The organism is Desulfopila sp. IMCC35008, assembly GCF_010646885.2.
Taxonomy (GTDB): domain Bacteria; phylum Desulfobacterota; class Desulfobulbia; order Desulfobulbales; family Desulfocapsaceae; genus Desulfopila.
In genome coordinates this window covers 1926402-1950444 of the sequence record NZ_CP050700.1, presented here as the reverse complement: position 1 = coordinate 1950444, position 24043 = coordinate 1926402, and the positions used below count along the sequence as shown (strand labels likewise).

Below are 24043 nucleotides of genomic sequence, written 5' to 3'. Positions count from 1 at the left end.
ATCAATTTATCAAAAGTATGGTTTATTATTATTTATGAATCACAAACCTACAATATGTTTATGAAGAGTGTCAACTGAACATGTCGACCTCTCACTTCTTCTCTTTCCTCCACTCCCAGGGAGGTATTGGGTCCCTGCTATGCCATAAGCCTGTTCCGGACTCGCGTGCTCTCTTCTCAAGTGATGTCCATTTTCTACAAATAGCTGCCCGACAATATCTTTTGTAGACCCAGGCGGCACCATCTTCAACCAACCTCTGATTAATATTCACGTTGCCGTAGGTCGCAAGACCAATAAATCGATCATATCGGTCCTGGTACTTCACCTGTACTTTAATTGTTTTCCCCTCAAGATAATGGCGGCTGATAGCCCTGGCCTCGGAAGCAAACGGTTGGGTGTACTCAGGGCAGTCTATCCCCCATAAGCGAACCTCGTAAGATACCTTTTTTGTTTTCAAAATAAAAGAATCACCATCTATCACTCTGGTTACTTTTCCGCTTAGCAAGGTCTCAGCAGATAATGGACTCACCATTATCAGAAACAGGAGTGTACCAAGGAACCAACCCTGGGAAACCCCTTTCCCACATACGTATAGATATTGCATTGAAAGTAATTACATTTTTAATGGTTGATGAAAATTTGACACTAAACAGACATGTTCGCACCAAGTGATGCAATAATTATCGAGATGACAGGTAATTCCTTCTTGGTAATTCCCTCTACAATATGATATTGTTGCAATAGTCAGAGTGTCAAAATTCAGACATACAGGAATCACTTCACAACCTGGCTTCCCTGGCATACTTCACCTACGACGCAACATACTATTATTATATATATAAATCGACATGAGCCAACATAAACTAACCCAGACTGAAGAAGAAACTCGTAACTTCCTGGTCGGTCTACCAATATTCGATTCCATGAACTCGGACGAATTATCAATACTTGCACAACACATGAGTTATGTTCAACTTCAGCGAGGCGAACACCTTTTCATAGAAGGTGATAAAGGTGATTTTATGGGTTTTGTCGTCCAGGGATTGCTTGAAATTGTTAAACGAAACGATAGCGGTGAAAATATAGTTATTGCCCGCCTCACAAAAGGTAATTCAATTGGTGAAATGGCACTTATCGACAAATCACCTCGTTCTGCTACCGTCGTGGCCAAGCAACCGACAATCATGGTTACCCTTACGGATAAAGGTTTTGATCTTTTGACGGAGAAATCCCCTCAATTAGGAGTAAAAGTTATTCAGAAAGTAGCTCGTCTGCTCAGTCTTTATATGAGAAGAACATCGAGCAGACTGGCAGACCTTATGCAAAATTCCTGACCGATGGTGTCCTGTTGAATCGCCACCATCATTAACTAATTCCCATCCGAAAAAGGATATTGCTCAGGTCTCGATATCGACCGCAACAATTGGTCTCAGGAAGGAATCGAACCAGCAGTAATTGCATGCAATAACGGTAATATTTATGCCTTTCACATTCACCATACTCGTCGCTGCACAAGATTCACCGGACAGCAGAACCCTGGTCACTCACATCGAATCCGAATTCAAGACAGCTGTACATCGTGCCGCCTCAGCATCGGAATTAACCAAGTTTGTTAAAAATGGCTGTCCGGACATAATAGTAATGGATACCGATGCTGCTCGTGCAGGATTTGATCTGGCACTTGCTAAATCATTGCGCAAAAGTTTACCTGAAACGGTCATTCTCCCGCTCATTCCTACAAAACGACGAGAACTCCTTGGCAAACTGCTTCAATTAGACATCAGATATTTCCTGCATACTCCCATCGAGCCCGCAGAAACGACCATCACCCTGAACCATGCTGTAGAGCACCTGGCTACAAGAAAGAAAAGTCTGCAACACCCCATAAATCGAAAACAAGGTTCCTTCCATGGTATGATCGGCAACAGTGCGCCCATGAAAAAGTTATTCGATTTCATCTGCAGGGTAGCTGAGGACGATGAATCCACTGTTCTCATCCATGGGGAGTCAGGCACAGGTAAGGAGATGGTTGCAAAAGCAATTCATTTACAGAGCAACCGAAATAAGAAGAACTTTGTACCGGTTAACTGTGCAGCCATCCCTGATGACCTGCTGGAAAGCGAATTGTTCGGGTATTCCAAGGGGGCATTCACCGGTGCTACTGCCAATAAAATCGGTAGAATTCAGTACGCAGACGGTGGCACCCTTTTCCTCGATGAGATTGGAGACATGAAACCAGCCTTGCAGGCCAAATTACTCCGCGTTCTCCAGGAAAAAGAATTCGAGCCAGTAGGAGCATTAAAAGCGACACCGGTTGACACTCGTATCCTCGCTGCAACCCATCGAGATCTTGAACAGCTGGTGAGTGAAGGACAGTTCCGGGAAGACCTTTACTATCGATTAAGCGTAATACCGCTCTCCATTCCACCTCTCAAGCAAAGGAGTGACGATATTCCCTTACTGGTTGAAACCTTTATCCACAACTATACGGTAAAGAGAAACCGGGCCCCGTATACCTTCTCCCCTGCCGCAATGGCTGCACTCCTCCATTACGAGTGGCGCGGAAATGTGCGCGAGCTTGAAAACCTTATTCAACACATGTCGATACTTTACAGTGGAGGAAATGTTGAGTTTGATGATCTGCCTGAAAAATTTCTTGCTCTTCGGGATCATATTGAAACTGTGATCAACAGCCCTGTTGATAAGGCTCAAGACAAGATTGAAGACAACCAGGAACGACCGCTTGTTGATCACAATGCAACTATTGACTGGAGTAACGGCGAGATTGATTTCAAGGAACTGATCAACAGCTTTGAAACTGAACTCATCCTCCAGGCTATGCGGAAATCAGAAGGAAATAAAAAGGAGGCAGCGCGCCTGCTCGGGCTCAAGCGTACAACTCTATTGGAAAAAATCAAGAAAAAGGAATTAAACGAAACCTGGATCGAGCGGTAGTTACTGGTAATTACTATTACGCTGCCATTTTGGTCAGGTTATTGGTAATATTCTCATCCACATCCTCAGCTGTTGCCGGTGTGAGCAGGATGTCACTCACCCCATATTTAACGGCTTTTATCACCTTGCTACGTGTCCAACCGGGGCCTGCTGCAACAATTGGCAGGTTCGATGACGCGCGAACATTGATGGCGATACCAAAGGCCTGCTCATTTACTTCCCGCATCACCAGATAGACAATTTTCAACTCGCCGGTCAAGGCACTGCGGATATCATCGTTATATCCTATCCGGCGAACCCTGAATCCCTTGGTCCCGGCACCTGCTGCAAGCTGGGAAGCTTCTGAATCAGCATCACTGATAATTAGGACATCTGCAGGTTCATAGGATATCGGAGCCGCTGCAGGTGCAGCAGGGGGTGCAACTCCACCAGCTGTGCTTGCTGCAGCCTGGCCGGATACCGGTTCCTGAGGGGCAGTAGTTTCTGTGGCACCACCAGCATCCGCCGATTCTTTCTTCCGAATAGCGGCAGCCTGAGCTTCGGCCAATTCTTCCTCCCGGCCCAACATCTCAAGTTTAAGCAACTCGGCCGGAAAGAGCATGTGAACCTTGCCTTTCTTCTCACCGCCGATGGTCAACGACATACCGCTCATATAATACGGTTGATCCGGGATAGGCTCTTCCGATTCAGGATCAACCTTCATTGGGACAACCAGGGCCAGATCCGTTTTTATAAATCGTAGCGATTGAACATACTGCTCTTCGAACACCGCGGTATAAACACCGGAAATGATATTGGCTATCTCGCCATAGGCATCCCCGACATCATCGTTAAACTCCTCTTCGGCAACAGTGTTCTCAAGCTCTGCCGATGGCAGCATAATCAGCACACCACCGGTATGGATCGCATCCTTGAGGCTGACAAACAGATAACTCTTCCCCTCAACATCGCCAACTACATCCATATTGGCAAGTACCTGCTTGCCACTCAACTCATCGAAGAAAAAGTCTTCTTTTGAAACCGGCCTGTTATCCAGGTCGTCCAATTGGATCTCCGCACCAAGTAGTTCCCCGACCTCTGCCTGAGTGCGGCTACGACACTCCTCCAGAATTCTATCAACGCGCTTTTTTTGTTTATCAAGATCAAAATCGGGATCAATCGCTAAAGTCGACTCATCCTGTTCGTCTTCAGTGCCTGCAGTTTCCGATACCGGTTCCTGTTGAGGCGCCTCCCCACGTGCAGGGACACTTGCAGCTGCTTTTTGAAGTTCGGGCTGTGCGGGATGCTCCTCTTCAAGCTCCAGATGGAGAACATAATCTGGAAATAACAGCCGGAGTTTGCCAAGTTCCTTGCCATCGGCTGTGGCAGCCAGACTCATCATGAAATATTGCTGATTCGGTATAGGCTCATCCGAATCAGTATCGACCTTCATAGGCACAACCTGAGCAATGTCCGTCTTTATAAACCGTATCTGTTCCGGATACTGCTCTTCAAAAACCAATGAAATTGCGCCGGTAATTATATTGGCTATCTCACCATAGGCGTCAGTTATATCTTCAGTAAAATCCTCGGCGCTGCAGGTATTATCAAGTTCAGCAGGTGGCAGCATGATAAGTGTACCACCGAGATGAATTGCACCCTTCAGGCCAAAATAGAGGTAGGAATTTCCTGGATTATCACCGGTGACATCCAGATGAGCCATCACCTGCTTACCGTCCACCTCTTCAAAGAAAAAATCCTCCTTGGAGATATAGGTTGTCTCAAACTCCTCAAAAGAGACCTGTGCTCCCAATAATGCTGAGACTTCTTCCGTCAGTCGATCACCACACTCAGCAAGGATTTTCTGCACACGTTTCAGGTGTTTCGCTTTGTCGATTGGCTTCTTTTGCTCTGCTACAGGCTCGTCTGGCGTCTCCTGCTCATCACTTTCTGCCTCAGGCTGAACTTCCGCTGTTTCAGCCTGAACCGGTGCCTCCTCTTGCGTTTCTGGTTGAGCCTCTACATGTTCAACAAGGCCGAAAGCTACAGCTGGCATCAGCATATACATGGGGCCAAGGTCCACCTTACCCAGCGTCAATGTACACCCTACGCTGTAATACGGCTGGTCCGGTATTGGTTCGTCACTGTCTGGTTCTATATTGATCGGTTGCAGGATTTCCAATTCCTTTCTGATAAACCGGAATTTTTTCGGATACATCTCCTCAAACACCTTGGTGTAAGAGCCTGCAATTATATTTGCTATCTCTCCGTACGAATCATCGAGTTCCTCAGAATATTCTTCTCGTCCCACAACTTCGTCAAGTTCGGCAGGTGGCAGCATAATAAGTGTGCCACCCAAACGTATCGCTCCCTTGAGTCCGAGTATGAGGCCACCTACCCCCTCAATATCTCCAGAGTAATCGACATGCGCAAAAACCTGTTTCCCCTTCAGGTTGTCAAATATTTCTTCTTTAGTTTGAACAACAGAGTCAATCGGAGTAACGGTCAACTCGACACCGAGCAGTGCCCCAATCTCTTCCTGGACTCGTTCGGTTGATTCAGAAAGAACTTTATCGATTCGTTTTTTGGTAGCGTCCATGCATAAATCCGATTGGCGTTATTGGCACCAGGAAATCCCGTTCACTGGCGATATGAAAGTTGATATTACAAACTACAGAATTGGAATTACATTGAAATTCCTCTTCATATATCGGCTGTCAGGGTACAAATGTTTACCCCATCCTATACAAAATATATAACACCCTAATGGCTGGTAGCAATGAAAAATGGCAGGACCCACATAGCTGGGTCCTGCCATTATTGTAACAGTTGTTCTCGCGTGCTTTTTTTACTGTTCCAATTGCAGCTCTATACTAAAGTCTCCAGCATCACAGCTCAGGTGTATCCTTTCCTTATCTGCGTTTCGACTGGACTGAAACTCATACTCCTTTCCAGAAATTGTTGTTGGCAATGAAAGGTCTATATCACGACCATTCTCCGATAGAATAGTCTTCAGATTACCACCAAGCATGTTGGCGAGTTCACCTACCGCGTCTTCCACATCCTCATTTACTTCATCGACATCCATTCCCAAAAAACTACTGGTTATGCCCATCGCGACCTTGATCGGCAGATGGATGGCAAGAACCCCTTTATGGGTTCCGGCAAGGCCGATAACGCCTGAAATTGAATCAACTAACGACATTGAACCGGAAACTTCCTTGTCGGAGACAGCCACCTCCATCATAATCATGGTGCTGAAAATTTCCTGTGCAGACTCAATTATCCGGTTTCTAATCTCCATAAGCGATGCCTCTGGATTAATAATAGTGGTTAAAGAAGAGGCCCAAGAACCTCGTTCACCTTATCCGGTGTGAAAGGTTTCTTAATTGCCCCGACCGCCCCAAGGGATTTCGCTTCACCGATAATATCCTCACCGGTTTCAGTGGAAATCATCAGGACAGGGATATCTTTTATGTTGTCACGTCCAGATTTTTCACGCAGGAAGGAGATACCATCCATATTGGGCATATTGATATCACTCAGAACAATATCCACCTGCTCTTTTTCCAGGACCTCCAGTGCCTCCAGCCCGTCACTTGCTTCAAAGATATTATCAAAGTCAATACCCGCCTGTCGTAGTGAACGGCCTATGATTTTCCTCATTGTTGATGAGTCATCAACGAGCAGTACGTTTTTACCCATTCTCTTCTCCTGTTAACTAATATCGCGCCGACTCACACTATGTAAAAAACGGCGAATAAGATTCTTTTAGCAACCATCCATAGGATGGAAACCCATGCATAGGAAATAATAGCAATAACTTCATCAAAAAATCAAACATCTTCATAAAATAGTTCATACTCTAATAAAATAAAGGTTCTTTTCCTGCTCACTAAGTCCTGAATACTATTTATTTGCGTCAGTAATTTGACGTTCCTCTCAGATGCCTGCTTTTCGAGTGTCTTCAACACTCCTGCACTTTCACCTCGTACAAGCAAACAGGCACAGATGGAATACAACTTGCATGAGATTTATATAATTAAAACGGTGAAACGAATGAAGAGACTTTTCTATATATTTTTTTGCATTTTCCTGTTCCAGACAGCTAATGCCATTGGTGCGACAAAACTGCTGCGCATGAACAAGCTGGACAGCAACGATCTCACCCAGATTTTTTTTACCTGTGACACATTGCCGGAATATCATCACCAGGTCTTTGGCAAACGAATAAATCTCTTTTTTTCAAATACCACCATCGACAATGCTTTCAGTCTCCTTGAAGGGGGAGATACCATCGTAAAAAACCTTATCGATACACGTGACAACACGACGATACTCTCATTTTTCCTGAGATATCCACCACAGAAGGTTGACATTTCGACAACCGGAGAAGATAAACTGGTACTGGAAATTCTTGCAGGCAACGAATACAGCAGGGTTTACAGGGATTTTACTCAAAAATTCGGTGGACTTTCTGTCGTTCAGGATGACAGGATGGACTATACAAATCCGCTGGCCTCCTCACCCTACATCCACGACTGGTCATCTTTCTTCAGTCGTTACCTGGCTCCTGTCGATATCCCTGTTCCTGTAACCTATACCCTCCCTGAATTTCCGATATATGCAAGTTTCCCTTCAAATGACACAGAAAAACATCTTTTCTCTACTTTTCCTGCTGAGATTATTGAAGCAGGCCGTAGTGAAATGTGGGATGAAGTTCTATCCAGCACCCTTATTGCCATAGGATCGGAGTTCAATCAGGATAAGAAAAAGATATTAGCTTTCACCTATGGAGAATCACTTCTGCGTAAAGGCGACTGGAAGAGTGCTTATAAGCAATTCTACCTTTTGGCAGATAACTATCCGGCAGAACTCATCGGGTTCTGGGCCAAATATCTTCTTCTCTACATTACCGCAGTCTACGACGACCCATTTCTTGCGGCATATGAAGCGGATGAATTTGCCAAACGTGTACCCGCTGTTAGCAACCTTTCCGCATACCTTCACCTCCTCCGCATTGAAACTGCCCTGGCAACAAAAGAAATGGAGAAAATGCTGCAGTTACTCGAAAGTCCGTATGTGGCAATTCCCGATAAAATTTTTGACACCGTTGAGTTACGAAGGGCCGATCAGTTATGGGCCTCTGCGAAGCGAGTTCCGGCATATGCTGCATATAAATCAACCGACAACCTGCTCCTGGAAAAACATTCATACTCTTTGAACGGATACTGCGACTCTTTATTCCGCTTCAAAAATTTTGCTGGTGCGGCAGAATGCTACCAGCAACTCAATATCCTGGTTGAGGAAAAAAACACCCGCGCACTTGTTGCCTATATGGGCGCACTCTCAAAACTCCAGACAGCAGACAAGGACAAAAACCTGACAGAACTTTTTATTGAAATTGAAGACACCTATCCTGGCACGGAAGGAGCATATCGTGCAGCACTCAAGAAGAATGACCACAGATATCTTTTGGATCCTAAATGGCTCAGCCAGGGAATAAAATATTATCATGCACTTGGTGAAAACTCGAGTTGGAAAGATGTAAATGAAGAGGCCTTTCTTAAAGAGGCGATAAGTTATCATTTATTGAATGAAACAGAAAACGCCATCCCCATCCTGATGAAACTCATCAGGGACTTTCGAACAGGAAAGCTTAAAACCCACTCCGAGGCCCTCCTGATCACCCTGCTCCCAGGTGAGATAAGACGCTTGATTGAAGAAAAACAATACTTAAAGGCGCTGGCGCTGGCCAAACAAAACAAATATTATTTTGAAAGAAACTGGATCAAGACAGATCTATTTCCTGAGCTTGCTGATGCATATTTACAAGCAAACCTCAACAAGGAGGCTGAAAAATCATACCTATATCTCTATGATATTTCGCCTAAAAATAAAAAAGAAGACTATTTTCTCCCTCTTATTCGTTCTATATTCGACCAGGGTAAATATTACATGGTCGATGATTACGCCACACAGTACGACTACCTCTATCCAGAAGGGAAATACAAGGCAGATATTCTCGACCTCCGCCTTCAGGCGCTCATCCTTCTCGATAAATACGATAAGGCCATGGCATTACTTCCCGACCCTCTCCCTGAAGATGTGAAAACAAGGCAGTTTGCAGCATCTGTCTATTTCTACAACAACGAATTTGAGAAATCACGGGACATCCTTTCGGCCATTGATCACAGACAGCTCAGTACAGATGATATATTTATACTCGCCGAATCGTTTTTAAGGACGGAGGATTACCCAGGTGCCACCCCTCTTTTTGAAGAGCTCATAGAAAAGGATTACCGGCCAGAACAATGCATGTACCGCCTTGCAGAAATAGCCAATAAAAATGGTGATCGTGAAAAGAGCCTAAAATATTATGAAAAAATAGTCGAAAAAGGAAATGACTCTCTCTGGACAAAATACGCTGAAAGAGAGCTACGGTTTATCCGGCTCTCTGAATCAATACAGAAAGGATTGGATGGGTAATCTTAAGTTCACCTGAACCATCCGAACCATAAACCATACTCAACCACAGAGAAATACGATGAAAATAAGCCAACCGTTTGACGCCAACGTTCAGCTTCTATCAAAGGTTTTAGATCTTCGTTCACGAAATCAGCAAGTCATTGCCTCAAATATCGCCAATGCTGAGACACCCGGTTATTCACCTGCGAAGTTCACCTTTGACGATGAGTTGAAAATGGCCGTTGGCAATAAAGGCGAACTCCCCTTATCACAATCTCATCATGCTCATATCCCTATCGGCCCCACCGACATCAGCGCAATCTCCGGCACCATAACCATAACAGAAGACCAGACCGGGATCGGCGACGAAAATGGGGTCAAGGTCGACGATGAGATGTTGGCTCTTTCGGAAAATCAGATACTTTATGAAGCAGCGGCACAGTTATTGAAGAAGAAATTAAGTATGATCAGCTATGTTGTTTCCGGCGGTCAGTAATGTTCCATTATTAAGGAGTGACCATGGATCTTTTTACCACTTTCAAAATTAGCGGTTCGGCCTTAAAGGCAAATCGCGTGCGGCTTAATACAATAAGCTCAAACCTGGCCAATGTTGAAACAACATCCACCCCTGAAGGCGGACCGTATAAGAAGAAATCGGTCTATTTCGAGACTCAACCGATTACCTTTAAGGAACACCTCGACAATAAACTGAACAATTCAATCCAGGGCGTTAAGGTTACCAAAATAGTAGAAGATCAGGAACCACCACAGAAAGTATATAACCCGGATCATCCTGATGCGGATGATGACGGATATGTGGCAATGCCAAACGTCAATGTCCTTAAAGAGATGGTGGATATGATGAATACAACCCGGGCCTACCAGGCAAATGCTACAACCATCAAGGCCGCCAAAAGGATGGCCATGAAGGCCCTCGAAATCGGGAGGTAATGAACAATGAGTACAATTTTTTCCGTAAACCAGACCACTCCCCTGCCCCTTCGCCAACCTGACACCAGCCCAGTGTCACAAGCGAAATCCAGCTTTGGGGAAATGCTGACAGATACCATTACCCAGGTGAACCAGTCACAGATGGATGGGGAAAAAGGCATTGAAAAATTACAGACCGGTGAGGCTAAAAATCTGCATGAGGTAATGCTAGCTGTTGAACAGGCGGATATTTCACTGCGCATGCTCGTTCAAATGAGAAATAAGGCTCAGCAGGCCTACGAAGAAATTATGCGGATGCAGATTTAGCCATGGTAGTCATTTTTTTGACTTCATGATCATTGGTGCAAACATAAGGTAGACTCATGGAAGCAGAACAACAAGCTACTGCAGAGAACGGCACAGTCGAGCCCGAACCGATCGAGCGCAAGAATCTCATCCAGATTCTTCGTGAATGGCCCCTTTCCAGGAAGCTGGCTGCGGGTGGTGTAATCCTTATCTCTATCGTCCTCTTTGCTGTTCTTATCATTCAGTCCCGGGTTGCCGACCATCAACTACTCTATGCCAACCTTACCGAGACAGATGCCGCATCCGTCGTCACCTGGTTAAAAGGTCAGCGTGTTCCCTATACCCTGAAAAACGGAGGCAGGAACATCTGGATTCCCGCAGACAGAATCTATGAAACCCGACTTGATCTGGCCTCAAACGGTTTGCCAAGTGGCGGGGGTGTGGGTTATGAGGTATTTGACAACCAAAGTTTCGCCCTCACAGACTACGTCCAGAAAGTTAATTATACCCGCGCTCTGCAGGGAGAGTTGGCTCGTACTATTTCTTCCCTTGCCCCCGTTGAAACTACTCGGGTTCACCTGGCACTTCCGGAAAAGAGGCTCTTCAAAAACCAGCAAAAAAAGGCCACGGCTTCAGTCATCGTTACGCTGGGTAAAGGCCGGAAGCTTGACGGCTCCCAGGTGAAAGGTATCATTCATCTCGTGGCCGGTTCCGTAACGGGCCTTGAACCCGGTGATGTGAAAGTTATCGATTCAAATGGCCTGGTTTTGGAAACCGATGAGCCTTCTGACCTGGATAAGATGCTGTCTGTTGACATGTTGGCCTTCCAGCGGGAAGTTGAAAACAGGCTTGAGATGAGAGCCCAGGCACTCCTTGATAAGACCATGGGCAAGGATATGGCGATGGTTCGCGTTACCGCCACCCTTGACTTTGCCAAGGTTGAGAAAACTGAAGAGCTGTTCGATGCTGAAGAACCGGTCATTCGAAGTGAGCAGATCAATACCGAAACCAGTAGCGGCCAGTCCACCGGTGGTATCCCCGGAGTGCAATCTAACTTACAGGGAAACGCTGCTGGTGCAAGCAACACAGGCCAGGGAAGTTCACGCAATTCACGGACGACAAATTATGAAATCAGTAAAACAATTAATAAAATAGTGAATCCGGTCGGCACCATCACTAAACTCTCAGTGTCCGTACTTGTATCCGACAAAACAACTAAAGATGAAACCAGCGGTGAACTACAGGTTGTTCCGCGTAATGATGAGGAACTGGACTCGCTGAAAGAGATGGTATCCGCAGCCCTTGGTTTGTCACCACGACGTGGAGATCAGATAAATATCGTGTCCATGCCATTTATCGATCCTCCGCCAGCGGAAATTGATAAAGCAGCCATCACCGCCGAGGCTGTTTATCAGTATATTCCGCTAGTTAAAATAGCCCTAGTACCTCTTGGTGCATTCCTCATCTACTTCCTCCTTATTCGACCAATCATTAAAACAATGAGGGGCGATTTGAAAGAACACTATAAAACTGTCGAGGAAATGGAAAGAGAACGACTAGCTGCCTCTCAACCTGAACCAGAGGTGAAAAGTAGAGATATTCGAAACCTATCGCCTGATGAACAAATGGCAACTCTTCGCAAAAACGTTGTCAACTCACCAACCCAGACGGCATTTATTATTAAAAACTGGATAAACGAAGGTTAACAGATGGTAGCTTCCACCCTCAGCGGACTCAACAAGGCAGCTGTATTACTGATATGCCTTGGCGAACGAGCCAGCGCAAAGATTTTTGAGGAATTGTCTGATAGCGAAATTCGCTTGGTGACCAAACAGATGTCGAATATCGAACATGTACCAATGGATCTCCGAAAGGAGGTCGTTGAAAGTTATCTTGAGTCTGAAGAACAGTTTGCCGGACTATTTGTAAAAGGCAGTGAATTTGCCCAGAAGGCGATCTCAAATATTTCAGGCAAAGATCGTGTAGAAATCCTGCTGGACCAGTTCCTGTCAGGCATCGAGACAAAATCGCTTGAAACAATCGGCAGTATGCCTGCAACCATGGTTGCCGGCCTGCTGGAAAAGGAGCATCCCCAAACCATTGCCCTGGTACTTTCCACCCAACTCAATGAACATGGCGCTCTTATTCTCGCCGCGCTGCCTGAAAAAACCCGCTCTGATGTTATTTACCGCATCGCAACCATCGAAAAGGTATCTCCAGAAGTCATCAGCAGGATCGATGACGCACTTCACCGGGAAATAGGTCTGGTAGCAGGTAAGGAACAGCGTAAAGTCGGTGGTGTGGATAAAGTGGTTGATCTCCTCGACAATATGCATGGCAGCATGGGGTCGGACATTCTTGAGGATGTTGAAGAAACCGATCCGGAAATGGCTGAAGAAATCAGAAAACGCATGTTCACATTTGAGGATCTTGCCGAACTCGATAACCGCTCACTCCAGATGGTTCTCCGAGAAGTAAATAACGACTCCCTCACCTTAGCGCTCAAGACAGCCTCAGACGAGCTGCGTCAGAAAATATTTGGTAACATCTCTCAGCGTGCAGCCGATATGATTAAAGACGATCTGGATGCAATGGGTCCTGTACGACTGTCTGAAGTAGAACTGACCCAGCAATCAATTGTCAAAATAGCCATGAAACTTGAAGAGGAAGGCAAACTGGTTCTCGGTACCGGAGGCGGCGATGAGTTTGTCTAGGTTCTACAAGTCCTTACCAACCTTTGAACCTGGAGGAATAGTCCGGGACAAGGTTGATGACGATCAACTCTTTCAGCGTACTGCTCATCGCCCCAAACCTCCTGCTCCTGTAAAAGAAGACAAGGAACATCGACAACAGCTTCCCTCAGAACCTGAGCCGGAATCACGGGAGACGGTTCTTGAGGAATTTAAACAAGAGGTCGAACAAGCGCCAGCGCCCCCCACTCCGGAACCAGCGGTCCCGCAAGGAATACCGGAAGAGGAAGTACAGAGACTTGTCGCAGAGGCAAGGGAACAGGGACTGGCTGAGGGTCTGGAAAAAGCTGAGAATGATTTTGGTTCCGCATCGTCAGCCATGCTGCTGATCTGTAATCAGCTTGACGAACTCCGGGAATTGATACTCAAAAACAGTGTGGGAGAAATCCGGGAACTGGTCCTGGCAATTTCCGAAAAAATTATTCGCCACTCCGTTTCGGAACAGCGTGAGACAATTTTCCGTACAATTGATGAAGCCATATCACGTTCGGTCAAGTCTGACGATTTTCTTATCTTTGTCAACCCTGCCGACTATGACACAATTATAGAGAAAACAGAAGATCTGAGGACCGGGCTGAGCGGCATGAGCAACCTCACCGTGAAAGCGGACCCATCTGTGGATGAAGGCGGCTGTCGGATTGAGTCTGATAAATGCACTGTAGATGCAACAATTGTGAGTCAACTGGAACTGATCCGTGAAGCCCTTACAGAAGAACTGGAACCGTGACTGTTATGACCCGCGCTGCAAAACGTATAGCTGAGCTCAACACTATAAAGGTGTGGGGAAAGGTGACCCGAATCGTCGGTCTGGTTGTTGAAGGCTACTGTCCGCATGCCGCAATAGGTGCCCTTTGTGAAATTCTGCCCCGAAATGGCGGTGCAACGATATATGCTGAAATTGTCGGCTTCAAGGATCATCAGGCCCTGCTCATGCCGCTCGGTGACATCAGGGGGCTGGGACCGGGCAGCCGAATTCGTATCATTCGACAAAGTGCTACCATAAAAGTTGGCGACAACCTCCTCGGCCGCATCATCGATGGAATGGAACAGCCTCATGATGGTCTTCCCGCACCTATCCTTACCCAGGAAAAAGCCCTTTACGGATCGCCTCCTGGACCGATGGAGCGACAGAATATCTCCGAAGTTCTCGATGTTGGGGTACGGTCCATAAACGGTATGACAACCTGCGGTATGGGTCAGCGGCTTGGCATCATGGCAGGTTCCGGTGTCGGTAAAAGTGTCTTGCTCGGCATGATGTCCAAATACGCCAAGGCAGATGTAAATGTTATCGCCCTCATCGGGGAACGTGGCAGGGAGGTACGTGAGTTTATTGAGAGGGATCTCGGTCAGGAAGGACTGGCCAGGTCCGTTCTTGTGGTCGTAACCTCCGATCAATCTCCTTTACTGCGTATGCGTGGCGCTTTCGTGGCAACGACCATAGCCGAATATTTCTGCCAACAGGGTAAAAACGTCCTGTTAATGATGGATTCCGTTACCCGCTTTGCTATGGCAATGCGAGAGATTGGTCTCGCCATCGGAGAACCACCAACAACCAAGGGATACACCCCTTCGGTGTTTGCCACCCTGCCCCGCCTGCTGGAACGTGCAGGAAGGTTTCGAAACCAGGGTTCCATAACTGGTATTTACACCGTCTTGGTTGATGGAGACGATATGACCGAACCCGTAGCAGACTCCGTTCGTTCTATTCTTGATGGTCACATCGTACTGTCACGTTCCATAGCAGCACGAAACCACTTCCCCGCCATTGATATCCTTAACTCTGCAAGCCGTGTTATGCGGGAAATAATCTCGCCGAGGCATCTGGAGTTGTCAGGAAAAGCACGCAATGTTCTGGCGACCTATGCCGATGCCGAGGATTTGATAAATATTGGTGCCTATGCAAAAGGATCAAATCCCAAGATCGACTATGCCATTTCAAAGATTGATGCAATAAACGAATTCCTGCAACAGAGATTCGATGAAACAACACCTTTCAAGGATTCCCTGGAACAGCTGGGCTCGATCCTCAGTGAACGAAAAGACGAAAGACGACCGCAACAAAACAGGAGAAAAGGCGATCATTCCTCTGAGGAATAGATCCGTGGTATCACAAGGCATGAAAACATAGTGACAATATTTTGACAGCAACAAAACCATTTACACTCGACACGGTTCTTCACTATCGGGAACGTCTCGAGACTCTCGCCCAGGAGGCGCTCTCTGTTGCCCGCCGGGCAGAAGACAAGGTCAAAGAGGAACTCAAAAAAAAACACCAGGCCTATGGTTTTCTCGCTAGCCACATCACCACGATACAGGAACAGGGTGTTGCCATCAATGAACTGATCAGCCAGGAAGAACACCTTGCATTTATCAAAAATGAAATCAGTGAGCTTGAGCAGGTCCTTGCCGAGAAAAAGAAACAGGTCCAAAAAAGTCACACCCTGCTCGTTGAAAAAAGTAAACAGCGACAGGTCATGGAAAAGTTAAAAGAACGTCAAAATGTTGCCTGGAAACAACACCTCGACAAAAAAGAAGCGGCCATGCTTGATGAGATGGCCATTGTTTTCCACGATAGAAAATAATCCGATATTATGAAATCCATTCAACACCTGAGCCACTATACCCTCCCTGTTATTATCTTTGTGATGTTCAGCCTGAACAGTACAAATAGTATTGCCCAGGATTCAGTCGGACAAAATTTTTCTACTGTCGAGGAACGGCGCCTGTTCCAGCAAATTGAAGACGAGCGAATAAAACTGCGCGAAGGCACAAAAGAATTAGAACTGAAGAAAAAGGAGCTAAAGAGTCTCGAAGAGACCGTCGATAAGAAACTTGCAACGCTTGATGAGAAACTCACAGAGTTAAGCAGGGTCCAGAAAAAGCTTGAAGAACTGCTTCAATTGAAATCAGCAGAAGAAGAGCAGAAGACCAAGAATCTGGCCAAAATTTACGAAAAGATGACCCCCCAACGTGCAGCGTTAGCACTTACAGGACTTGAATCACAGTTGGCAGCAGATCTTCTTGCAGCCATGAAAGCAAAATCAGCTGCAAAAATACTGGATCAGATAACCAGACTGAAAGCAACAGAACTAAGTACACAGTTTTCTAAAATTCAGATTGAGTGACACAAATGGCAAATATCGCTCCCATAATAGCACCCACCCAGGCTCCAGCAACCCCATCAACCTCCCCGTCACCAGCCAATGGAAGCGACTCATCATTTGAATCCATCCTTAACAAAACCACAGCGGCACAACAGCAAAACGATCCAGCGACAAAAAATCCGACGAACAATCAGCCGGAAAGAGATCCTCAGGATGCTCCAGGTACCCAGGAAACAGATCCTGTTGCACCAACCACAGCAGCAAATCCAGACACTCCAGCCACACAACCAGACACTCCAGCTACACAAAACACCACAACCCGATTTGCAGATCTCCAGAAGGCCATTGAACAACAAGCCTTTACCAAGATAGTCCTGAGCGGAACCGCAGGCATTGAAAAGCAGGGTGAGCAGGTAGCAATTCCGGCCACCCTTCTTCAGCAATCAACATTGCCGACCGGCACAAACAGTGGTCAATCCCTGCTTACTGCAGAGCTGGAACAGCTTATCACTTTAAATGAAAAAGGTGTGATCACTATTACCCGTCAGGATGGCAGCCAGGTATCAATGGCTGATCTACAAAACCTGAAAGGCTCGCTGGCTGATGTAGAAAACCTACCGTCAAAAGCAGGTACAGATGCAAATGCCATGCTTAATAACAAGGAAGTAGCCGCCCCTCTTCGCCAAACAAGTATCGAACAACAGGCCAATGTGGTCAGACTTGTTGAAGATCCAATCATAAAAGGCGGTCTTGCCAAGGTCGTAGTGGTAGAAGATGAGGTTGCGACTGTTGCCCGCAACAATGATAATCAAACCACACATCTCCGACAGGACTCAAAAGGGCAATACCTCGAAGCCAGGATAGGTGCCAACTCGCAAGCCAACTCAGGTTCCGCCAACAACTCCAGCCAACAGGGGACCCAACAGGATTTAAGTGGTAACAGTCTCACTCAAGGTGCTCCTCAAGCTTCCCAGATTACTGCAGCCACTGAAACAACCCAGTCCTATTCCCAGGTGAGTCAGGGCGTACTTGACACGCCGGTGGCAAAGGCGACTGCGGGAACCCACCCGGTTTCGCCGTTCCCAGGTTCAGCAGTGAGTGATGACGCTATCGTCCAACAGGTTGCCAACAGGTTCAATCTGCAGGTCCGAAACCAGGAAACCCAGATAAACATCAGGCTGCAACCGGCTGAACTGGGTGAACTGAAAATCGACCTGACATATCGTGAAGGTGCAATCCGGGCCAATGTTTTTGCCCAGAGCCAGCACGTTCAGGAGATTCTGGAAAAAAATATGCCTAAGCTGAGGGAAATTCTCCAGGGACAGGGTATCCAGATAGAAGATATCCAGGTATCTGCAAAATCTGACATAGCAGGCGATTTTGATCTGCTGCAGGATCAATCTGGTAAACGAAATTCATTTGAGAAGTCACACCACAACAGTAGATTTGACACAGAGACTTTTATTGATGTCCTTGAGTCTGCAAGCGTTCAGGGACAGGAAGATCAATCCGGAGTAAACGTAACCGTTTAGGGGACACGATGAGCGCATACATCGACGGCATAAGCCAGGCAGCAACAGCCCAGGCATCTGGCACATCGGCCGAAAATAATACAAATGACATAATGGGTAAACAGGATTTTCTTTCCCTGCTTGTTGCCCAACTGCAAAATCAGGATCCACTCAATCCGGACGACCCAACGGAATTTACCGCGCAACTCGCGCAGTTCAGTTCCCTTGAACAGTTGTTTAACCTGAACGAAAGCATGGACAACCTGGTTCAGTCCAACGCCAACTCAGATAGACTGTCTACCCTGAACACTATTGGCAAGGAAGTTGTTTATGAAGGATCTTCTTTTAAGTACAACGGTGAACCTGTAAGTCTTGGCTACAAGCTTGATGGCGAGGCAACACAGGTCAAGTTATCCCTTCAGCATAATGGTGTCACTGTCGCCACCCTGGATGGCAGCGAGCTTGGCGAAGGCCTTCATTATCTTGAATGGGACGGTAAAACCGCAAAAGGTCAGGATGCACCGATTGGGGATTACAAAATCGTCGTCAATGCAAAGGCCACCGAGGGTGAAAGTGTCGGCGCAACCTCTCTGGTTCGTGCCGAAGTTACGGGTGTTGATCTGGGCGGCGAATACGGCGGTACACTTATTACAAATTTCGGAGAAGTAGCCTTCAACAACATACTGGGTGTTTACGATCCGGAATCAAAAAATTCTCAAAATGATGCAAATGACAACGAAGATGTTAATGATGAGCCGGAAACATCCGATATAATAAGTGACGCAACTGAAAACATAGTAGATGAAACCACAGAAAATGTCTCAGCAGAAGTTACAGAATCAATTAGCTAATTACCATCCTCAAGATACAGACATATAAGATCACAAAACTGATCTGTATAACCAGGAACGAAAGATAAAGGAGTAAAAAAATGGGTATTTCAAGTGCACTGTACAGCGGAGTAAGCGGCATCAGCACAAATTCACAGGCACTCACCGTTATCGGTAATAACCTTGCCAATACCAACACCCTGGGTTTTAAGGGAGCAAGGACTGTATTTTCAGATCTTCTTTCATCTACTATCAACGGATCAGGTGGTAAGTCACAGGTTGGTCGCGGTGTCGGTGTCTCAAAGGTCGATAATCTATTCACTCAAGGTACTTTTGAGTCAACAGAATCCCCTCTTGATGTAGCTATTGAGGGGCCTGGTTTCTTCCTGTTGAGTGAACCTGGAGATGACTCAGTCTATTACTCCAAAGGCGGCGCCTTCAGATTTGACGAAAACGGTTACCTCATGAACCCTGAAGGGTACAGGGTGCAGGGCAAATTGTATGATGAGAACGGAGTGCTTGAGCCTGGGGATCCAACGGACATTATGGTGAGCAGCAGGGGCCTTATTGGTGGTAATGCAACCACCGAGGCGACTCTCACCACCAACCTTGATTCAACAGAACCCATAATGCCAATCGCGGGTTTTGTCTTCGATGACCCAACAACCTACAACTATTCATCGTCTACCCAGGTTTTTGATTCACTTGGTAATGAGCACCTGATTACAAGTTATTTCAATAAAATTGCTAATAATGAGTGGAGGTGGAGCTATAGCTATACCGATGATACAGGTGCCGTAACAACAGGACTTGGCGCTATACTGGGAGATGGCGGCCCCGGTTTGACCTTCAACACCGATGGCATCATGGTTGACCCTGATGGCGCCACGCCTGATGTCATTGAACCGACGACCGGCACAATCCCTGGTATAGACTGGCTTAACGGAAGCGAACCGGGACAAGCAATAACAATCACCTTTGACACAACCCAGTTCAACTCTGAATCCGCTGTTATCTCCCAGGAACAGAACGGGTACGGTGCCGGAGAAATGACAGGTGTGAATATTGATGACGAAGGTACGGTTATCGCCTCTTTTTCCAACGGTGAGCAAATAAAGGTAGCCCATCTGGTTCTCAGCACTTTTACAAACCCCCGCGGTCTTGAAAGTATTGGTAAAAACCTTTACAAAGAGACGGATAACTCAGGTGGACCGCGAACCGGTCTGCCCGGTGTTGAACTCGGAAAGATATTTACCAACTCATTAGAGCAATCCAATGTTGACATGGGAGCTGAATTTGTCCGGATGATTACGGTCCAGAGAGGATTCCAGGCCAACTCCAAGATTATTACGACAGTCGATGAACTCCTCGGTGATCTCATCAACCTGAAACGATAGGTTTCGGTTCACCATGAAGCTGTCAATATAACGTCACACGATCTCCTAAACCGGCAGGAAATGGGTATCATTTATCTGCCGGTTCATTATTCCCTCCTCCCAACGCCCTCCAGTCCTATAGAATTCAAGTATTATTTTCCCTGGAATGTTTTTTGCAAACTTGAGTTTTCAAAAACAAAGGTCTATGATGGAGTGTAAAAAGTATCAGGCTGAAAGTATTTAATTATATGGCCGTCTGATGTTTTTTCCGTTTACGATTTTTCCATCGTCTATTTTGTATTTGCTGGGGGTATTTTCTTTTGGATCTTTCAACAATTTTAGGTATTGGCGCCGCCTTCGGACTTATGCTGATGGCCATCCTGCAGGGCGGCCCCTTAAGTCTTTTTATAAACGTCCCATCAATAATGATTGTTTTTGGCGGAACCGCCGGTAATGCACTCGTCCATTATCCCTTTGGGGATATTTTCGATGCTATTAATGTCGCCAAGAAGGCATTCCTCCATAAGGAAAAACCGATCAATGATATGATCATTCTTCTTATGGACTTCGCCAACAAGGCCCGCAAAGAAGGGATCCTCGCCTTACAGGGGGCAATGGAAGAAGTTGAGGATGAGTTCCTGATAAAGGCCATGCAGATGGCGGTCGACGGCCAGGAACCGGCAACACTGAAAAAAATGCTGACCACCGAAATTGAATATGTCCAGCAACGCCATGACAAAGGTGCCGAGATATTCACCTCCATTGCCGCTTACGCTCCTGCAATGGGTATGGTAGGAACCCTGATTGGTCTGGTGCAGATGTTGCAGACAATGGACGACCCCTCGTCAATCGGTCCCGCCATGGCAGTTGCCCTGCTCACAACTTTTTATGGTGCAGTCATTGCCAACGTTGTATGTAACCCAATGGCCGGAAAATTGAAAAATCGTTCTAAATCTGAGGTGCTCATGAAAACCCTCATTATAGAGGGCATGCAATCTATCCTATCGGGTGAAAACCCACGAATCATGGAGCAGAAACTGCATGCGTTCATTGCGCCAAAACTAAGGGAATCAACCTTTAACAGGTAACCTGAAGAACCGGTTATGGCAGAAGAAGAAACTCTACAGGAAGAAGAATCACAAAAAGCAGAACAAAAATGCCCTGTTGGTGCGCCGTTATGGATGGTGACCTATTCAGATCTTGTTACCCTTCTGCTGACCTTTTTCGTTCTTCTGATATCAATGGCCAATATGGACCCTGTGAAGTTTAATGCGGCCACCCAGTCCATGCGGGAAGCGTTTGGCATGCACAAACAACAGGCCCAGATAGATTTTTCATTACCTGTTATTCCATCCCCCCCTAAAACAAAGTTCATGCCGATCAACCCGGAACAGACGAGTAGGGTTTACAACAAAGTAAAAGCCCAGATCGAGTCACTCAAAATGGGACAAGATGTTGAAGCCATAAAAAAAGACAGCGACACGCTCATTTTACGGGTACAGGATCCGATTATGTTTGAGCCGGGTGAAGCAAAACTGCACCCGAAATCATATCCAACTCTTCGGAAAATTGCCGATATCGTCCGACCGATCCCTACGGATATCCGTATTGAAGGTAATACCGACGATATCCTTTACGGTACCGACCCTCTTGGAAACTGGAATCTTTCTACCGAGAGGTCCATAGCCGTTTTAAGATTCTTCAAACAGGGTAACCTCCTGCCGATGGAGAGGCTTTCAGCAGTAGGTTACGGCAGCGATAATCCGCTGGTCCCCAACACCAGTGATGAAAACCGGGCAAAAAACAGAAGGGTGGATTTTATCTTGCGCCTCAAAAACCCAAACCAGGAAAATAACGCAAATAGCGCCCAAGGGTCTATCCCTCTTTAAACCAACACCCGAATATGACTCACTTCAGGAAGAGATACCATGGCTGAAAAAAAAGATGCCGCAAAAGCAGAACCGGAAAGCAAAAAGAAGCTCTTTATAATTATTGGGACTGCAGTGCTCGTACTCATCCTAGGTGCCGCACTTGCCTGGTTTTTCTTGCTGAGGACCACTGACAAACAAAACAATACGGACCCGGGTGAAGACGTACCTATCCCTAAGGTTTCTGATGAAACATCCATTGGACCGATGGTCGACATTAAGGAATTCATTGTCAATATCATCAGCGAAGACGAACGTCATTATGTAAAGGCTGCTTTGACAGTGGAACTTTCAAGCGAGGCAGTAAAGGAAGAATTCAACATGCGTTTACCGCAGGCGCGAGATGCCATTCTTTTACTTGTTGGTAATAAAACATATGAGGAATTACAAGACCTCCAGGGTAAGAAACAACTCAAGGCAGAGTTGATGCATAAATTGAATGCCATTCTTAAGTCGGGGAAGGTAAAAGCAATCTATTTTACCGACTTTGTGGTTCAGTAAGGACATCATTAGTGGAACCGATACTTAACAAACAGGAAATCGCCGAGCTGCTCCAAGCTATTCGCAGCGGCCAGATCCCTCTGGACACGCCTGAAGGCAGAAGGCAGGAGAGGCTCCAAAATGCCAAGGAAGTTGATCTCTTCAATCTGGAGCGCAAGCAGTCTGAAGAAAGCCGGTTCCCGAATTTTGACCTGATCCTCGATAATTTCTGCATGAATTATACAATTGCTCTGACCAATGAGCTGCAACGTAATTTTTCAATTACCCGAAATACCATTGAGGCTTTTGAATTTCAGAAATTTGTGGCTGATATTGGTGATCCCGGTGCCATCGGGATTCTAAATATGCCACCGTTGAAGCAGGGGATACTCTTTATAACCGATCTGCCCTTCTCCTTTGCAATGATCGAGATCATGCTTGGAGCATCCCCGGACATCGACGCAAAACCTCCTGAGAGACGACTCACGACCTTAGAACTCACCATGATCCGGCCATTAATGGAGCTCTCATGTGCCTGCTTTGACAAGACGTTCAAACCACTTCTTGACATTGAGACTCACCTTCATAAGATCGACAACAGTCCACGACTCGTCTCTGTTACCGAACCGGATTCCGAGGTTCTCACCAGCAAACTCACAGTGCAACTGAAAGAAGGAACCGGTGAGATTACCTTGGCCTTTCCGGTAGCTACCCTTTCGCCGATAAGGGAAAAATTACACAGCCTGCTCAACATGGATGAAATGACCAAGGGAAGCTGGCGTACCATTTTGCAGAAATCCATCCAGAATATGGAGATGCACCTCACTGCCCAGTCGGGGACCCTGGATCTTACGATAGGCCAGATCGCCAATCTCAGAAAAGGAGATATCCTGCCTCTGGATTATGACCCCAATGGGCCACTGAAGGTGCTTGTCGGGGATCAACTAAAGTATTTTGCCAAACCTGGAACTCACCGGGGAAAGAAGGCTATCAGCATAACGAGTGTTTACGATAATTGAGGAAGTTTTATGGAATATGAAAACGGGACCAACCCGAACGCCCGCCCCGACCCCGAGGAATTAAAAGAACTTCTGGAAGAAGATGTGCCGTCAGCACCACCGGGAAGTGAAATGACCACTCCTGAAAATCCCTCCGATGGCTCATCCAGGGGTATCGATTTTATTTACGATGTCCCTTTGCAGATTTCCGTCGAAATCGGTAGATCGACAATACTGTTAAAGGATCTACTGCGAATGGGTGAAGGATATGTCATTGAACTTGATAAACTTGCGGGCGAGCCACTAGATCTGTATGTCAATTCCCGCCTCATTGCCCGTGGGGAGGCCGTCATGGTTGGAGACAAGTTCGGTATACGGCTTACAGATGTTGTTTCCACGCCAGACAGGGTGAAAAACCTAGGATAGCA

At 46.4% G+C, this 24043-nt stretch carries 24 protein-coding genes; 20 read left to right on the top strand and 4 right to left on the bottom strand.

Annotated elements, in window-relative coordinates:
• Positions 1-91: 91 nt before the first annotated feature.
• A complete protein-coding gene (locus tag GA520_RS08665) occupies positions 92-457 on the bottom strand; it encodes a thermonuclease family protein (protein ID WP_163339232.1) in 366 nt (121 codons plus the stop codon).
• A gap of 391 nt (positions 458-848) precedes the next feature.
• Between GA520_RS08665 and GA520_RS08660 the strand changes: the two genes are divergently transcribed.
• Both GA520_RS08660 and GA520_RS08655 read left to right on the top strand, forming a co-directional pair.
• Entirely contained in the window at positions 849-1334 is a 486-nt protein-coding gene (locus GA520_RS08660) for a cyclic nucleotide-binding domain-containing protein (RefSeq protein WP_163339233.1), read from the top strand.
• Positions 1335-1479: 145 nt separating this feature from the next.
• Complete coding sequence (locus GA520_RS08655) at positions 1480-2955, top strand: sigma-54-dependent Fis family transcriptional regulator (protein ID WP_163339234.1); 1476 nt, start codon at positions 1480-1482, stop codon at positions 2953-2955.
• Between the two features lie 16 nt (positions 2956-2971).
• Here GA520_RS08655 and GA520_RS08650 read toward each other — a convergent pair whose 3' ends face one another.
• The 3 genes from GA520_RS08650 to GA520_RS08640 form a co-directional block, all read right to left on the bottom strand.
• Positions 2972-5533 carry a hypothetical protein gene (locus GA520_RS08650; RefSeq protein WP_163339235.1) on the bottom strand — a complete coding sequence of 854 codons (2562 nt, stop codon included), beginning with the start codon at positions 5531-5533 and terminating at the stop codon, positions 2972-2974.
• A 249-nt stretch (positions 5534-5782) separates the two neighbouring features.
• Positions 5783-6238 carry a chemotaxis protein CheX gene (locus tag GA520_RS08645; protein WP_163339236.1) on the bottom strand — a complete coding sequence of 152 codons (456 nt, stop codon included), beginning with the start codon at positions 6236-6238 and terminating at the stop codon, positions 5783-5785.
• Positions 6239-6267: 29 nt separating this feature from the next.
• The gene (locus GA520_RS08640; RefSeq protein WP_163339237.1) at positions 6268-6639 is read right to left on the bottom strand and encodes a response regulator; all 372 of its coding nucleotides are present in this window, start codon (positions 6637-6639) and stop codon (positions 6268-6270) included.
• Positions 6640-6993: 354 nt separating this feature from the next.
• Between GA520_RS08640 and GA520_RS08635 the strand changes: the two genes are divergently transcribed.
• From GA520_RS08635 to fliN, 18 genes are all read left to right on the top strand, one after another.
• The gene (locus tag GA520_RS08635) at positions 6994-9423 is read left to right on the top strand and encodes a lipopolysaccharide assembly protein LapB (RefSeq protein ID WP_163339238.1); all 2430 of its coding nucleotides are present in this window, start codon (positions 6994-6996) and stop codon (positions 9421-9423) included.
• Between the two features lie 58 nt (positions 9424-9481).
• On the top strand, positions 9482-9898 hold the full coding sequence (gene flgB / locus GA520_RS08630) for a flagellar basal body rod protein FlgB (protein ID WP_163339239.1): 417 nt from the start codon (positions 9482-9484) through the stop codon (positions 9896-9898).
• Positions 9899-9921: 23 nt separating this feature from the next.
• On the top strand, positions 9922-10353 hold the full coding sequence (flgC, locus tag GA520_RS08625) for a flagellar basal body rod protein FlgC (RefSeq protein ID WP_163339240.1): 432 nt from the start codon (positions 9922-9924) through the stop codon (positions 10351-10353).
• 6 nt (positions 10354-10359) lie between these two features.
• Positions 10360-10659: a flagellar hook-basal body complex protein FliE gene (gene fliE, locus GA520_RS08620; RefSeq protein ID WP_163339241.1), complete on the top strand. Its 300-nt coding sequence runs from the start codon at positions 10360-10362 to the stop codon at positions 10657-10659.
• 56 nt (positions 10660-10715) lie between these two features.
• Complete coding sequence (gene fliF, locus GA520_RS08615) at positions 10716-12344, top strand: flagellar basal-body MS-ring/collar protein FliF (protein ID WP_163339242.1); 1629 nt, start codon at positions 10716-10718, stop codon at positions 12342-12344.
• A 3-nt stretch (positions 12345-12347) separates the two neighbouring features.
• Positions 12348-13352, top strand: a complete 1005-nt coding sequence (fliG, locus tag GA520_RS08610; RefSeq protein ID WP_163339243.1) for a flagellar motor switch protein FliG — start codon at positions 12348-12350, stop codon at positions 13350-13352.
• Positions 13339-14115, top strand: a complete 777-nt coding sequence (locus tag GA520_RS08605) for a FliH/SctL family protein (RefSeq protein WP_163339244.1) — start codon at positions 13339-13341, stop codon at positions 14113-14115. The genes fliG and GA520_RS08605 overlap by 14 nt, the downstream gene beginning before the upstream one ends.
• A gap of 5 nt (positions 14116-14120) precedes the next feature.
• The gene (locus GA520_RS08600) at positions 14121-15485 is read left to right on the top strand and encodes a FliI/YscN family ATPase (protein WP_163339383.1); all 1365 of its coding nucleotides are present in this window, start codon (positions 14121-14123) and stop codon (positions 15483-15485) included.
• Positions 15486-15526: 41 nt separating this feature from the next.
• Positions 15527-15970 carry a flagellar export protein FliJ gene (gene fliJ, locus GA520_RS08595; protein WP_163339245.1) on the top strand — a complete coding sequence of 148 codons (444 nt, stop codon included), beginning with the start codon at positions 15527-15529 and terminating at the stop codon, positions 15968-15970.
• 9 nt (positions 15971-15979) lie between these two features.
• Positions 15980-16513 carry a hypothetical protein gene (locus GA520_RS08590; RefSeq protein WP_163339246.1) on the top strand — a complete coding sequence of 178 codons (534 nt, stop codon included), beginning with the start codon at positions 15980-15982 and terminating at the stop codon, positions 16511-16513.
• 5 nt (positions 16514-16518) lie between these two features.
• Positions 16519-18024 carry a flagellar hook-length control protein FliK gene (locus GA520_RS08585; RefSeq protein ID WP_163339247.1) on the top strand — a complete coding sequence of 502 codons (1506 nt, stop codon included), beginning with the start codon at positions 16519-16521 and terminating at the stop codon, positions 18022-18024.
• 8 nt (positions 18025-18032) lie between these two features.
• Complete coding sequence (locus tag GA520_RS08580) at positions 18033-18854, top strand: flagellar hook assembly protein FlgD (RefSeq protein ID WP_163339248.1); 822 nt, start codon at positions 18033-18035, stop codon at positions 18852-18854.
• An 80-nt stretch (positions 18855-18934) separates the two neighbouring features.
• The gene (locus tag GA520_RS08575; protein WP_163339249.1) at positions 18935-20230 is read left to right on the top strand and encodes a flagellar hook protein FlgE; all 1296 of its coding nucleotides are present in this window, start codon (positions 18935-18937) and stop codon (positions 20228-20230) included.
• A 299-nt stretch (positions 20231-20529) separates the two neighbouring features.
• Positions 20530-21297, top strand: coding sequence for a motility protein A (locus GA520_RS08570; protein WP_163339250.1), 768 nt, complete (start codon positions 20530-20532; stop codon positions 21295-21297).
• A 15-nt stretch (positions 21298-21312) separates the two neighbouring features.
• Positions 21313-22098, top strand: coding sequence for a flagellar motor protein MotB (locus GA520_RS08565; RefSeq protein ID WP_163339251.1), 786 nt, complete (start codon positions 21313-21315; stop codon positions 22096-22098).
• Between the two features lie 39 nt (positions 22099-22137).
• Positions 22138-22638 (top strand): flagellar basal body-associated protein FliL, encoded by a 501-nt coding sequence (gene fliL / locus GA520_RS08560; RefSeq protein ID WP_163339252.1) that lies wholly within the window; start codon positions 22138-22140, stop codon positions 22636-22638.
• A gap of 11 nt (positions 22639-22649) precedes the next feature.
• Positions 22650-23636: a flagellar motor switch protein FliM gene (locus GA520_RS08555; protein WP_163339253.1), complete on the top strand. Its 987-nt coding sequence runs from the start codon at positions 22650-22652 to the stop codon at positions 23634-23636.
• A gap of 9 nt (positions 23637-23645) precedes the next feature.
• Positions 23646-24041, top strand: a complete 396-nt coding sequence (gene fliN, locus GA520_RS08550) for a flagellar motor switch protein FliN (protein ID WP_163339254.1) — start codon at positions 23646-23648, stop codon at positions 24039-24041.
• Positions 24042-24043 lie beyond the last annotated feature (2 nt).